This is a genomic window from Paenibacillus sp. strain BS8-2 (assembly GCF_054483835.1).
Window position 1 is genome coordinate 5,665,475 of sequence record NZ_CM137010.1, and the last position, 13,648, is coordinate 5,679,122.

The 13,648-nt window shown below is 50.1% G+C and carries 13 protein-coding genes; 2 read left to right on the top strand and 11 right to left on the bottom strand.

Annotation, left to right across the window (positions count from 1 at the left end):
- Window positions 1-50: 50 nt before the first annotated feature.
- On the top strand, window positions 51-920 hold the full coding sequence (locus tag ACX1C1_RS24480; protein ID WP_458954723.1) for a helix-turn-helix domain-containing protein: 870 nt from the start codon (window positions 51-53) through the stop codon (window positions 918-920).
- On the opposite strand, the gene ACX1C1_RS24485 is transcribed toward ACX1C1_RS24480, so the two are convergent.
- Window positions 908-2,173 (bottom strand): MFS transporter, encoded by a 1,266-nt coding sequence (locus ACX1C1_RS24485; protein ID WP_458954724.1) that lies wholly within the window; start codon window positions 2,171-2,173, stop codon window positions 908-910. The genes ACX1C1_RS24480 and ACX1C1_RS24485 overlap by 13 nt on opposite strands.
- Window positions 2,174-2,385: 212 nt before the next feature.
- On the opposite strand from ACX1C1_RS24485, the gene ACX1C1_RS24490 reads away from it, so the two are divergent.
- Complete coding sequence (locus ACX1C1_RS24490; protein WP_458954725.1) at window positions 2,386-3,015, top strand: 3'-5' exonuclease; 630 nt, start codon at window positions 2,386-2,388, stop codon at window positions 3,013-3,015.
- A 56-nt stretch (window positions 3,016-3,071) separates the two neighbouring features.
- On the opposite strand, the gene melA is transcribed toward ACX1C1_RS24490, so the two are convergent.
- From melA to ACX1C1_RS24540, 10 genes are all read right to left on the bottom strand, one after another.
- A complete protein-coding gene (gene melA / locus ACX1C1_RS24495) occupies window positions 3,072-4,592 on the bottom strand; it encodes an alpha-galactosidase (protein WP_458954726.1) in 1,521 nt (506 codons plus the stop codon).
- 127 nt (window positions 4,593-4,719) lie between these two features.
- Window positions 4,720-5,724 (bottom strand): AraC family transcriptional regulator, encoded by a 1,005-nt coding sequence (locus tag ACX1C1_RS24500; RefSeq protein ID WP_458954727.1) that lies wholly within the window; start codon window positions 5,722-5,724, stop codon window positions 4,720-4,722.
- Window positions 5,725-5,742: 18 nt separating this feature from the next.
- Window positions 5,743-6,471: a nucleoside phosphorylase gene (locus ACX1C1_RS24505; protein ID WP_458954728.1), complete on the bottom strand. Its 729-nt coding sequence runs from the start codon at window positions 6,469-6,471 to the stop codon at window positions 5,743-5,745.
- Window position 6,472: 1 nt separating this feature from the next.
- Window positions 6,473-7,144, bottom strand: a complete 672-nt coding sequence (locus tag ACX1C1_RS24510; protein WP_458954729.1) for a sulfite oxidase-like oxidoreductase — start codon at window positions 7,142-7,144, stop codon at window positions 6,473-6,475.
- A gap of 48 nt (window positions 7,145-7,192) precedes the next feature.
- The gene (locus ACX1C1_RS24515) at window positions 7,193-8,116 is read right to left on the bottom strand and encodes an ABC transporter permease (protein WP_458954730.1); all 924 of its coding nucleotides are present in this window, start codon (window positions 8,114-8,116) and stop codon (window positions 7,193-7,195) included.
- Window positions 8,100-9,167 carry an ABC transporter permease gene (locus ACX1C1_RS24520; protein WP_458954731.1) on the bottom strand — a complete coding sequence of 356 codons (1,068 nt, stop codon included), beginning with the start codon at window positions 9,165-9,167 and terminating at the stop codon, window positions 8,100-8,102. Before ACX1C1_RS24520 ends, ACX1C1_RS24515 begins: the two co-directional genes overlap by 17 nt.
- Window positions 9,160-10,659 carry an ABC transporter ATP-binding protein gene (locus ACX1C1_RS24525; RefSeq protein ID WP_458954732.1) on the bottom strand — a complete coding sequence of 500 codons (1,500 nt, stop codon included), beginning with the start codon at window positions 10,657-10,659 and terminating at the stop codon, window positions 9,160-9,162. The genes ACX1C1_RS24520 and ACX1C1_RS24525 overlap by 8 nt, the downstream gene beginning before the upstream one ends.
- 69 nt (window positions 10,660-10,728) lie before the next feature.
- Window positions 10,729-11,772, bottom strand: a complete 1,044-nt coding sequence (locus tag ACX1C1_RS24530) for a BMP family lipoprotein (RefSeq protein WP_458954733.1) — start codon at window positions 11,770-11,772, stop codon at window positions 10,729-10,731.
- A gap of 207 nt (window positions 11,773-11,979) precedes the next feature.
- Window positions 11,980-12,432: a MarR family winged helix-turn-helix transcriptional regulator gene (locus ACX1C1_RS24535; RefSeq protein WP_458954734.1), complete on the bottom strand. Its 453-nt coding sequence runs from the start codon at window positions 12,430-12,432 to the stop codon at window positions 11,980-11,982.
- A gap of 99 nt (window positions 12,433-12,531) precedes the next feature.
- On the bottom strand, window positions 12,532-13,440 hold the full coding sequence (locus ACX1C1_RS24540; RefSeq protein WP_458954735.1) for an NAD(P)/FAD-dependent oxidoreductase: 909 nt from the start codon (window positions 13,438-13,440) through the stop codon (window positions 12,532-12,534).
- Window positions 13,441-13,648 lie beyond the last annotated feature (208 nt).

Here is a 13,648-nt window from a genome sequence, read left to right on the forward strand (position 1 = left end):
TTATGGGGTATAACGGACAATTTTAATCCGAGATCTGGAGGAATGCTGGCGTGAAACAACCGATTGAGACCTATCGAGGGCATTATTATTTTCGCAGGGATGAGCTCATCTACGTCAATCGTAGCGCAGAGAGCTTTGACGCCCCATTTCATGATCATGACTTCCTGGAAATTGTCTACATTGTCGAAGGCGAGGGGTTTCATCATGTGGGGGAATCCGTACATAAAGTGCGCCAGGGGGATATGTTTTTTATACCGATCGGCTTATCGCATGTGTTCCGCCCGACATCTACGAGTAGTCGTCATCTCGTCGTTTCCAACTGCCTGTTGACACCTGGACTACTGCCCAAGCTATCTGATTTCGCGGCAGAAGAAGCGATCAAAGCCTTTTTCAAACGAATGGCTGACGGCGAACTGCCCTATTACTCCACCCATGACCGCAACGACCGTTTCGATCATTTGTTTATCGCCATGTTCGAGCAATACGCTTCGCCGCAGCCTGGCTCCGGGGACTTGCTTCGTGCGCTTCTCTTTCAGCTCTTGGTTGAACTATTTCGTTCGATGGACCGCAGCTCTCCAACTCCCAAAGTGACGCAGCCAAAGGAAACAGCTTTCCAAGACTTGTTGTACTACTTGACGGATCATTGTCAGCAAGAGCTCACCTTGACCCACTTAGCTGACAAAAGCGGATTTAGCGAACGGCATCTGCAGCGTTTATTCCATCAGCATACCGGACAGAGCTGGTTCAAATATCTGCAATCTGTGCGCGTCCGCCGCAGTATGGAGCTGCTGCGGCAGTCTTCGTACAAGATCGCGACCATAGCGGAATCCATAGGCTATAAGGACATCCATTCCTTTAATACCGTATTCAAACGTCTAACTGGTTTAACGCCTCGGCAATATCGGAATCAGGAGGGCTGACCATCCTTCAGGTTCTCAGTCTTCTCGCTAATGAGCATAACCAGCACATATTGCAGGACCGCCATCACGAACAAAATAACCGGCATCATAGCCGATTCCAGATCCTTAACGAACAAGACCAGCAATCCGATGGACAGCACGCGGCCAACATTCAAGAATAACTCTCGCATCACAACCGATTCGATCCGGAGCTGTCCTTTGAGCGGCAGCGTTCCTATCAGCCTGTAATAATACGAAGTGAGCGTGTTGATCGCAAGCGGATTGCAGATTGAGAATAGGATCATAAACAGAACGACTGACCATAGCTCTACGCCGGTAAGCAGCAATCCAGCTCCGACGACGACACCGGAAGTGGAGTAGAATACGTATTGCTTCACATTCTCCTTCTGTGCCTTACGGGAAATAACGAAACCTGTTGCCACCGTAAGAGATGAGAAAAATACGCCTAAATATCCAACCCAATCTTCCCGTCCAACAGCCTGGAACAACAATATATTGGGCAGAAACAACATCAGCCCCTGGAACAGCCCAAGGATCAAAAAACTGAACAGCGCCTTCAGCCAGCGCTTGTTGCGATGCATGACGAGTCCCATGAATTTAAGGTAATAGGCTTTATGATGAGATTGAACCATCGGTATTCGGAAACTGATCACCGCTGCGATTACGAACATAACAAACGCCAGCGTGAAGATGATGATGTACCCCCGCAATCCATCGTTCTGTTGAATGACGAAGCCTGCAAGCGCCGGTCCCGCAAGACCCGCGCTATTAAACATGACCATATTGATCGCCAGGAAACGAATGCGGTTCGCTTCCGTCGACACATCGTATTGCAGCACTAGATATCCAGTCCAATAGAACCCTGCTGCAACACCGTTAAACAATGCAAACCAAATGTAGTATTGCGGTACCTGCTCCTGCGCCAAGATCACCATCAAATAAAACAAAGCGATCATGACGATGCCGATTCGATACGTCACCATCCGATCGCGTTTCTTTGCAATTAACCCGCCCACTGCGAATGCGATTGGCGTTATCGCGAACACGATTAAGTTGTACAGCGCATTGACCTTCAAATCCTGAGTAAGGCGCCACAGGTACAAGTTAAGAAACAATCCGGACATGGAAGCTCCGAATTGGAAGCAGCTATGGATGATAAGTGCTGTTACTGCATCCTTGCTTAATCGTCTCTCCTCCGGAAGCGCCCCTCCTTTAAACATGTTCTGTACACTCGACCAATCCGGCCATCGCATCCATTGTTCCCCCTCGCAGCATTTCGCAGCTTGCATCCGTTAACCTTTACATTTAGTTTAACCATATCGGAACCGTATTGGAAGGGAAAATTAGGGATCACGAAGGAGTGGTGCACGCATAACTCGCATTTTCAGGCAGGGGATCGCGGTTCGGCGTAGAATATAAAGGGTATAGCAACAGAAACACGACAAATCATAAAGCGGTGATTTTAATGAGTACTATCCAACATCATACCTTCACGGTGTTCGACTTCGAGACAAGCGGGCTGGATCCCAAGCAGGATCGTGTCATCGAGATGGCTGCCATACGCGTCGTCGGCGGCGTGGTCGCAAGCGAGTTCAGCACTTTAGTGAAATACGACGGCAAATTGGCTCCCAAAATAACGGAATTAACCGGTATCACCGACGACATGACCGCTTGCGGGATGGACGAAGATACCGCCTTCCGCATCCTCAATAGGATGCTCGGCGATCATATTCTTATCGCTCACAACGCTCAGTTTGACCTTGCCTTCCTGCATCATTCGCTGATGAGGATCGCTGGCCGGTCGTTTCATAATGACTTCATCGATACGTTAACCATTAGCAGAGAACGACATGATTATCCCCACACATTAGGAGACATGTGCAGTCGTTACGGCATTCCGCTTATCGGCGGACACCGAGCGCTTAACGATGTCGTCGCTTGCTGGGAATTGTTCCGTACGATGCACGAGGAGCAGCCTGCTTTGGATTCGTTAAACGTGCTGGGTTACATGAAGAAATACGGTCCTCCCAAGTGGAGTCCCCCTAACGCCAAGCTGATTCCGATTGAGCTGAAGTATGCGCCTCGCGAAGCATAATGCAATAGAGCAATAGAGCAATAGAGGTCTAGCCAATAAGGCTAGACCTCTTCTTACTAAACTTCTTGTTCCGCCGCCGTCTTCTCGCGGTCTTTTCCCTTATCCGATTCGCCTGCATTACGATTGGCTGCCTGACGATCCTGCTGCATCTCCTCAATCGTCTTAACCTTGAGGCGCGCCGCGCCTTTATAATCACTTGTCGGCAGCAAAGGTTCATGCTCCAGCCGCTCGCGCGCAGCTTCGATTGCAGCGCCATATTGCGGCAGCCACTTCTCGCCCGCTACAAGCATCTCATCTACCATTTGCCAAATTTCCTTCGGGTTACAGACAGCCCCGACGAGCGGGTCCATCATAAAGGCCTGACGCAATAATTGATCATCGCCATGAATAGCAGCCTCTACGGATAATCGTTGTACCGAGATGCTGACATTACACACGGCAGCCGGTCCAAGCGGCAGCTCTCCAACTAGCGGCATGGAGATACCGTTACGATCTACGTAGCCTGGCGCTTCAATAATGGCATCATTCGGCAAGTTCGTGATCACGCCGTTGTTGACGACATTGAAGTGTCCGCGATAGACACGGCCTGTCTCCAGACTTTCGATAATGTAAGAGCCATGCTCTTCGCCACGTTTCTCTTGCGCATACACATAGGCCGGCTCCTTCATCCAGTTAGGAAAGTCCGTCTCGAACCAGTGGCGGCCTTCGGTGCAGACACGCAAGTAACCTCCCGTTTCTCCGTTAATCCACGAACCAAGGTCGATCCATTCTTGAATCTCCTCCGTCCGCTTGCGATACCATGGCACATATTCGCTAAGATGCCCGTTCGATTCTGTGCTGTAATAGCCAAAGCGCCGCAGCATATCGATTCGTACCTTCTCTGTCCTGCTGAAATCCTCATGACGCTCAAACGCTTCCAGGATCTGTCCGGTCAAGTCCTCTCCACGATGTTTGACGGAGATATACCACGTTTGGTGGTTAATGCCGGCGCAGATAATATCCACGTCCTTCTTCTCTAGTCCGAACGCCGTAGCAATTTGCCTATGACCGCCCTGCACGCCATGACATAGACCTATTGTCCGAACACCGCCGTACTTATTGCAAGCCCATGTCAGCATTGCCATTGGATTCGCGTAATTAAGAAGAAGTACATCCTCCGAAGCGCATTCCCTTATGTCTCTGCAAATATTCAGCATTTCAGCGATGCCTCGCTGACCGTACATAATGCCGCCCGCGCTCAATGTATCGCCTACGCATTGGTCAACGCCGTATTTGAGCGGAATATCAATATCAGTAGCGAACGCTTCAAGGCCGCCGACGCGTATGGTGCAGATCACATATTTAGCGCCTTGCAGCGCTTCCCGGCGATCTGTTGTTGCATGGATACGGATCGCAAGTCCATTCTCATCGATATCTCGTTGGCACAGCTCTGTAACCATCCTAAGATTATTTTCGTTAATGTCGGTAAAAGAAACTTCCGTATCCGCGAATTCCGGCACCGACAGCAGGTCACGCAGCAACCCTCTCGTAAATCCGATCGATCCTGCGCCGATAAAAGCAATTTTGAAACGAGACATAGAATCAGCTCCTTCTCGAATGTGTTTTTGTTCGGTCTGAATTTCTCATCCCTATTGTAGCAACACCTGAGAGAAAGCGTTATCAAAATACTGACCTGCTATTGCAGCAGCTGTATGAAATCGTCACTTATTCATGACGTGGATTCTCCGTGTGGAAGGAGTGACGGTAGGCGATAGGTGTTTGTCCCGTTGCCTTTTTGAACATTGCGTGGAAGTACGTCCGATTCCCCACTCCTACATAATCACAAATATCTGCGACAGGAATATCGGTCTGTGCTAACAGCATCATCGCTTTCGCCATACGAACCTCGTTCAGATAGGCGGTAACGGTCTCGCCCGTCCCTTCTCGGAAGACACGATGCAAATATCCGGGATGCAAATTGACGGATGCGGCAATATCCTTGACGCGAATTTCGCGGTCATAATTATGATGAATATATTGGATTGCAGCTTTGACGTAACGATCGTACGGATTCTCATTAAGCTCTAGCGATTCCTTACGAATATAAGCAATGGCGACGAACAGCTGTGCGAACAGCAATTGCATTCTCGTCTCCCGCCTTTTATCGCCGCCATCCAATTCAAGCACGAGACTTTTAAGGAGCGGATATAATTCATCATTATCGCGCATGACCAGCACGGGAGATCGTTCTCCGGCAAGCTCAGCTACCCAAGGATCCTCCACCCCGAGTGATTGGAGCGAAGGGAGTGCGGTAGGCTGCTCTTGCATCGTAAATTCGACGTTAAGCATACGGCAAGGCCCTCGCTTGTCCACGATGAGTCGATGGGGCACGTTGGCATCCAGAATCATGAATTCGCCTCTTCGAAGTGTATATGAACAAGGCGAAGAGGCGAGTGCAGACCGGGTCTCGATCTGGCACTCGCCTGTTATGACGTACATAATTTCTAAGGTATCGTGTGTGTGGTAATCCATGGTGTAATCCGACCATTGCTTATAGTAATAGGCGTATACCAAAGGATGCCAGTCGCCGTTAAGCCATTCATGCTTGAACAACCGAGAAGCGGAAGGCACATTAGCGGCTTCTCCTGCATTCCGCTCAACCGTTTCCGATACGTTTGCCTTGCCTGCTATTAATCGTGTGAGCGCTTCGTGGTCTTCCCCGTTTACCATCCTTCTACACACCTCCGATTACACGTTTGTCGCTAGCTTCACGATGGCCTCTAGAGCCGCCCCGATCTCCCGTTCAACCGCATTGGCAACAATGTTTGTATGAGGATCATATTCTGCAGCCAGATCGGAATCGGCATATCCGTCAAGGGCAACAATCGCACCTGCCCGCGCACCACGCAGCGAAGCGATAACATACAATGCTGCAATTTCCATCTCTACCGCTAGAACCCCGGCTTGTTTGTAAAGCTTGTGCGGCACTTCGACAACACCAGAGAAAAATACGTCGAGCGTAACGGTGATTCCTTTTTTGACAATACCTTCGGTTTCTAACGCCGATTCGTACAACGCTTTGACAATTTCGTTATCCGCAATCGCGGGGAAACCATCCGGTACAAGCTGCTTCGTCAAACCTTCTGCTCTAACCGCCGCCGTACTGACGATCAAGCTGCCAGCAGGATGATCTGCCGAATAGGAGCCGGCCGTGCCGACACGAATCAACGTATGTACGCCGCCTTTGATCAACTCCTCGAAGCAGACTGCCGCTCCTGGCGATCCGACGCCATGGCTGACGACTGCAAGCTTTACCCCTTTAAATTCACCGACGAATGTCCGGTATTCTCTGGCGTATGCAAGCTCCTTCGCACCGTCCAGCTTGCTTGCGATTACCTCTGCTCGTCTAGGATCACCGCAAACAATCGCGTATGGAGGCAATTCCTCCGAATGAACTTCCAATATCGAGAGATACATGTTAATCAAACTCCTTTATGTGCCATTCGTCTTCCGGAATGTCCAGAGCTTCGCCCGAGAATCGTTGCTCCTCGAACGGATCGGCGTAGCTGTGGAAGCCGTTGCGCTCCCAGAAGCCCGGACGATCTTCCTTCATAAATTCGATGCCGCGAATCCACTTCGCGCTTTTCCAGAAGTAGAGATGGGGCACGATCAATCGCATCGGCCAACCATGTTTGTCCGTCAATGGTTCGCCATCATAACGATGCGCAAGGATAACATCGTCCCTAAGCAGATCCTCCAGCGGTATGTTCGTTTCGTAATCCTCATCCGCATGTATCATCACATAACGAGCCTCCGGGCTTACGCCCAGCAGTGGCAGCAGTTCGGAGAATTTGACGCCTTCCCACTCCGTATCCAGCTTGGACCAGCGGGTCACACAGTGAATATCGCAATGGATCTTGGTCTGCGGCAGCTTCGCCAGCTCCTCGAACGAAAATTGCATCTCCTGCTCTACTTCGCCAAACACGCGAAGCGACCATGTAGATAGATCGTACTCGGGTACTTCTCCTTCGTGCAAGATCGGGAATCGTTCCGTTACCGTCTGCCCCGGCGGCACGCGATGGGCAATATCAGCCGGCACCGCGGGGAGCTTAGGGGATACCTTCTTCAGTCTTTCCGCTTTGTTATGCATCTTTGCTGTCTCACTCCTTCGGGAAATCTGATTCGGGTTATTCGCTTATTAACGCGAGCTTCCGCTCGATTTGCGCGCTTCCTGCATATATCCTTTGTCTTTAAAGAATAACATAGCCAGAATCGTTACGACATACGGCACCATTAAGGTGAAATGAGTCGGCATCGCAAATCCTTGAAGCCTAATGCTCAGCGACTCCATGAAACCAAACAACAAGCTTGCAGCCGCTACGCCCAGAGGATTGGATTGACCAAGCATCGTCGCAACCAGTGCAATGAATCCGCGACCAGCTGTCATCCCTTCGGTAAACATCGTCACATTGCCAAGCGATAACTGAGCGCCAGCAAGTCCGCATAACGCTCCGCAGAGCAACACAGCTCCGTACTGAATACGCGTCACCTTAATGCCGAGACTTCGTGCCGCTGTTGGATTCTCTCCTGCAGCCAGCAAGCGGAAACCTGACACCGTTTTGAACAAATAATAGTGAAGCGCCGCAACAATCAGGATCGAGAGATAGACCAGGATCGAGTGACCCGATAGCACGTAGCCAAGCCAAGGAATATCCTGAATCAGCGGAATGTCTAGCTTAGGTAAACCAAGCATGTTTTTGTCATAATAAGCGCCCTTCACATCGAAGATGGCACGAAGCGAGAACGTGGTAAGACCGAGTGCAAGAAAATTAAGCGCAATACCCACAACAATCACGTTCGCTTGCAAATGTATGCTCATAAACGCGAACAGCATAGAGAAAACAAGTGTACAGCCAATCGCGAATAGCAGAGCAACAAATATGCTGCCAGTCAAATAGTTGCCGACGATTGCCGAGAACGCGCCAATCAGCATCAGCCCTTCCAGACCGACGTTAAACAAGCCCACTCTTGCGCAGATCGCTCCGCCAAGGGCGGCTAGAAGGATTGGCGTCAGCATACGAAGCGCCGAAGCGAACAATGATGCATCAAACAGCTGGTCCATTCTTCGCCCCCGCTTTCTTCCGTTTCATGAATGAATAAGTCAATTTGGCCGATACGAACAGGATAAGTACCGCCTGAATGATGCTGGATACTTCCAGGGGCACTTCCGTATTACGTTCCATGCCCATACCGCCCGTCTGCAGCGCTGCGATCAGTATAGCGGCTACTGCGGTACCGATTGGATTAGAGCCGGCAAGAAGTGTGGCCATAATGCCTGACCATGCGTAACCTGGCGATGTCAGCGCCCCATCGATGTATCGGTATTGCGTGCCAAGCACTTCGACAGAACCCGCTAGACCTGCCAGACCTCCGCTGACGAACATACTCATGAGCATCAGCTTGCCGCGTTGCACGCCGCCATAGCTTGCGAATAAGGGATTGCCGCCGAGCATACGAATCTCATACCCTTTGACGGTATGTTTCATGAACAAGTACAGTAGGATCGTACCTGACAATGCAAGCAGGAAGCCGGCATGCAGACTGTAACCCTGGAATAGCTTTGGCAGCCAGCTGGCTTTGTCTAACATGACCGTCTGTGCCATTGCAGCGGAGCCTTTCGTATCCTTAAGCGGATACGTGACAAAATATCCAGCGAAATATATCGCGATATAATTCAAGAGCAGCGTCGTGATGAGCAGATTCATCCGGAATTTCGCGTCCAACCAGCCCGCGAAAGTGGACCAAATACCGCCCGCAAGCATCCCTGCCAAGAGCGCTCCGACTACCTTCAACCAACCTGGTCCAGGCAGATAGATCGCAGTAACGGCCGCGCTGAAGGCGCCTAATACCATCTGACCTTCGGACCCCATATTAAAGAAGCCTGCCCGGAACGCAAGCGCCACACCAAGTCCGATCAATATAATCGGCGTTGCGCGGGCTAACGTGTTCGTAATGAAATAAAAATTGCCGAATGCGCCTTTCCACATTTCCGCGTAGGTCTCCGTAATCGACCCGCCAACGATAGCAATGGCAATTGCGCCAATCGCGAGACCCGCGGCAAGCGCAAGGAGAGGCTGCAGAAGCGGCTTGATCCATCTTATAAGCTTATCCAACCGACTTACCTCCCGCCATCAGCAGACTGATTTTTTCTTCCGTCGCGTCTGCCGCGTCCAGTTCTCCGACAATCCGTCCCTCATACATCACAAGAATGCGATCAGAGAGCTTAAGCACCTCTGTGAGCTCTGAGGATACAAGCAAGATTGCGCCTTGTCCATCTCGTTTCTTGAGCAGCTCGGTATGGATAATCTCCATGGCGCCAACATCAACGCCTCGAGTCGGTTCTGCCGCGATCAAGAATGGCGACTCTTGCGCAAGCTCCCTTGCAACGATCAATTTCTGCAAATTGCCTCCTGAGAGATGCTGAGCTTTCGTCTCGAGCGAGCCCGTCTTGATCCCGAATCGTTCGACCCACTTCGCGACCATGGCACGCGCCTCTCCTCTCCGCAGAATTCCGGATTTGGATAGCTTCTTGGTATGGCCCATGATGCCATTTTCGGTCACATCCGCATCCTTGGAGACTCCCCACAAGTATCGATCTTCGGGGATATGCGCAAGACCTGCTTCTCTGATCACATCTACCGTCGCTCTTGTTACATCTTTCCCCAGAAGCTTGACGGTGCCGTCGTTCGGCGGCATTAATCCAGCTAATACTTGCAGAAGCTCGGACTGTCCATTGCCCGAAATCCCTGCAATACCCACGATTTCTCCCGCTTTCACGGACAAGCTGACATTGCTTAGGAGCGGCTTCGACTTGTTCCCGTGGACAGTCAGCCCGATTGCGTCAAGCACCGTATCTCCTACAACCTTTTCCTTTCGGCTTAGCTGCACGAGCTCGCGTCCAACCATCATTTGTGACAGCTGCTCTTCGTTCGTTTCCGAAACATGAACCGTTCCTGTGACGACTCCGTCGCGCAGAACGGTGATGCGATCAGAAACTTCCATGATCTCTCCAAGCTTGTGACTAATCAAGATGAAACTTTTCCCCTGCCGTGCCAGCTCTTTGATCGCCAATAGGAGTTCTTTCACTTCCAATGGTGTCAATACGCCTGTCGGCTCGTCTAGGATGATGATGTCCGCGCCTTGATACAGGACCTTTAGAATCTCGACGCGTTGCTGGATACCTGGCGAACAATCCCCTACTCGCTTCCAAGGATCCACCGGCATGCCGAACTGCTTCGCCAGTCGAGTCGTTTCTTCAGCCGCCGCTTTGCGGTCGAAACCAACCGTTCGAGAAGGCTCCCTGCCGATCACAATATTCTCAGCCACCGTGAAGGAAGGGAACAGCATGAAATGTTGGTGCACCATACCAATCCCATTGCGGATCGCATCTGTTGGACTGCCGAAGTGTACCGACTTCCCGTTCACCTTGATATCGCCTGAAGTCGGAATCTCCATGCCGTACAGAATACGCATAAGCGTTGTTTTGCCCGCGCCGTTCTCACCGACAAGCGCATGAATTTCGCCTTTTCGAAGATTAAAGGATACGTTCCGATTCGCGGTTACGTTCCCGTAGCTTTTCGTAATGCCTTCCATTTGCAGCAGCATAAAGTCTCTCCTTTCAACAAGCAAACCGGCTGCTAGGCGCAGCCGGTATCGTTAACGATCGTTTCTGAACTATTGTGCCAAAGGATTAACGACTTCGATCTTGCCCGAGATGATATCTTCGGCAATTACTTTCACTTTGTCGACCGTTTCTTGTCCGATGAACGGGCTCAGTGGCGACTTGCTCTCTTTTGTTACAAAGGTAAGACCTACGCCGTCTTCCTTGAGGCCATAGTCGGCAGCCCCGAATTCGAACGTATCTTCCACGAAGGCTTTAACCGTTTCGTATGCTACGGCGTCAGTACCTTTCAACTGGGACAATACGATATGCTCCGGATCCAGCTCTGTGCGGTCAACGTCTTGGCCTGAAGCGAAGAAGTTCAATTCCTTCGCTGCATCGAACACGCCGAGATCGCCTACAGCAGCCATACCCGCAATGAAGTCCGCGCCTGCGGCATGCTGAGCTACGGCAAGCTCCTTGCCTTTGGCCGAATCCTCGAAATTGCCTACGTAGTTCACGAGGAACTTTGCACTTTCATTCGTGTACTTCAAACCTTGTTCGAAACCTTTTGTATATTTGCTCAGAAGCGGTGTTTCCATGGCTACAACCGCGCCAACAATATTCGTTTTGGTCGAGAGACCTGCAGCTGCTCCCAGAAGGAACGCCGCTTCTTGCTCACGGAATACGACACTGCGAACGTTTGGCAGATCAACCACTGTATCGATAATCGCAAAGGTCTTGTCCGGATTTTCGGCAGCCACTTTATTCAGCGCATCTTCTGCTTGGAACGTAGCTGTGATGATCAAGTCATAATTTTCTGCTACTGTAGAGCGAAGATTCTGTTCGAATCCAGCCGGATCGGTCGATTCGATTGTTTTCACTTCTACGCCAAATTCTTCGCCAGCGCGTTTGAAGCCTTCATCCATCAGTACGAAGAACGGATTGACACCAATTTGTTCAGGCAGAACAAGCGCGATTCGCTTTTTCTTTGTATCATCCCCGCCGCCGTTGGCAGAACCTTCGTTACCGGCTTTGTTACTATTGTTACCGCCGCAAGCAGCAATGACGCTAATTGCGAGCACGAGCGTCAAAAGTAGAGCAAAATGTTTCTTCATGACTGTTTTCTCCTTCTGTTTTCAATTATGGGCAGCAAAAATGCGAATTCCGTACGAATCACGTGTCCGTTTTCGGAATCCGCATTCAGTTCGTAGTTATTCGACATAATTCTACTTTATTCTACACGAACATCAACCATTGGGGAAGTGTCGTCTTTTGTTTCGTCAATATTTTGTAACAATTGCCTACCTCCCCGAAGCTCGGTTTTACAACTCATCGTCTGTCATATTTCTGCTCATTTGGCGGAATAACTGTATTCCATCCTTCATGGCATCCTCGCTTAAGTTATGGAACAGTTTCATCATGACATGCTCACGTGTTTTCATCATGGAGCCAACGACGGTTTCGCCATCCTCGGTCAGCATCAATTGAACAGCTCGCCTATCCTGTTCGCTTCTTTCACGTTTCACGAATCCAAGCTCGATTAACCGATCCGCAATCCCAGTGACACCGCCATTCGTAATGGACAGCTTCTCCGCCAGCTCTGATGAACGAACGGAGCCTGCTTCCGACAGAATAATCAACATCCGCCCATGTGTCATATTAAGACCGTGCGTGTTGCTTTTATTCCATTCTGAGATGATCAGCTTGCGCACTTCGCGGAATATATCATCCAGCTCTTTCATGAGCGTATATCGATCTCTCTGGTTTTCGCTCAATTGCGACACTCCTATCCTGATGTGTCTATCATCCATCTAGTCATCAGTATAGACTTGCCTTCGCCAACGCGTCAACGATAGCGAACAGATTGTTGTCTACTATATATTGCCCCACTCCTCCTCCAAGATATCCGCCATGACAGCCATCGCTGCCTTACTGCCCGACGCGGCGGCATAAATTAGTTGGGACGGCATCGCGTATGCCGAATCTCCTGCTGCATACAGTCCAGCTATGCTTGTTCTGCCGAACGCATCCGTCTCAATTCCACCGTTTGCCTCAAGCTTATATCCTAGTGTATCTCCGAATACGGCGTTAGGAAGCATAGTTGGGGCAACAAATCCTCCGCTGCGAGCCAAGGATGATCCGTCTGCGAGATGTACGTTCTCCAGCTTACCATCTGCTCCGGCGAGACGAATGACAGGCGAATCTACAATCACAACGCCCCTGCTCTCCAATATTCGGCGCTGCTCGGCGGTCAACGGATCTCCTCCATTTGTGCAAACAAGCAAATCCCGACTCCAATTCAGCATCAACTTCGCCGAGTGGAAGACGGCGGGCTGATCGGATATGACAACAAGCGGCTGGTCACGTAACTCCCATCCATCGCAGAACGGACATACAAATAAACTTTTGCCATACATTTCTTTGATTCCTTCAATTGAGGGAAGCACCTCGCGGAATCCTGCGGCCAATATCACTCTTCTGGCATTGATAGTATCTCCGGCAGCTATCTTAACGTCAAATCCATTACCGTTATTCGCAATGCCGCTCACTTCGCCGTTCAGATGCTGAACCGTTGGGTACTTAAGTACTTCTTCGATTCCGATACGTCTGAACTCGGCTGGGGTAATGCCATCTCTCGTAATGAAACCATGCGATGCATGCGTCACGCCGTTTCTTGGTTTGTCGTTATCGATAACCATGACATTTTTCCTTGATCTTCCCAATACAAGCGCAGCGTTTAGTCCCGCTGGACCTCCTCCGATTATTGCAACGTCGATAGACATAGACAATCCCTCCATTATTTAAAATCTATTAAAGACCTATTATATCTGCGATTATCCCAAAAAAGATTGCATCCTCACCTACGGAGCATGCAAACAGCAATAATCAAAGACTTAATGAATCTATAATAACCTCGTTCATTCTAAATCGCAAGTTTTTCATCCAAGTACAAATAAAGCTTTATGAAGCTAGAAGCTATCCTCGAAGGTA

Coding starts and splice junctions, on each gene's coding strand:
- ACX1C1_RS24510 (WP_458954729.1), bottom strand. CDS start 7,144: ATGCATAACAAAGCGGAAAGACTGAAGAAGGTATCCCCTAAGCTCCCC.
- ACX1C1_RS24530 (WP_458954733.1), bottom strand. CDS start 11,772: ATGAAGAAACATTTTGCTCTACTTTTGACGCTCGTGCTCGCAATTAGC.
- ACX1C1_RS24485 (WP_458954724.1), bottom strand. CDS start 2,173: ATGCGATGGCCGGATTGGTCGAGTGTACAGAACATGTTTAAAGGAGGG.
- ACX1C1_RS24515 (WP_458954730.1), bottom strand. CDS start 8,116: ATGGACCAGCTGTTTGATGCATCATTGTTCGCTTCGGCGCTTCGTATG.
- ACX1C1_RS24540 (WP_458954735.1), bottom strand. CDS start 13,440: ATGTCTATCGACGTTGCAATAATCGGAGGAGGTCCAGCGGGACTAAAC.
- melA (WP_458954726.1), bottom strand. CDS start 4,592: ATGTCTCGTTTCAAAATTGCTTTTATCGGCGCAGGATCGATCGGATTT.
- ACX1C1_RS24505 (WP_458954728.1), bottom strand. CDS start 6,471: ATGTATCTCTCGATATTGGAAGTTCATTCGGAGGAATTGCCTCCATAC.
- ACX1C1_RS24490 (WP_458954725.1), top strand. CDS start 2,386: ATGAGTACTATCCAACATCATACCTTCACGGTGTTCGACTTCGAGACA.
- ACX1C1_RS24500 (WP_458954727.1), bottom strand. CDS start 5,724: ATGGTAAACGGGGAAGACCACGAAGCGCTCACACGATTAATAGCAGGC.
- ACX1C1_RS24525 (WP_458954732.1), bottom strand. CDS start 10,659: ATGCTGCTGCAAATGGAAGGCATTACGAAAAGCTACGGGAACGTAACC.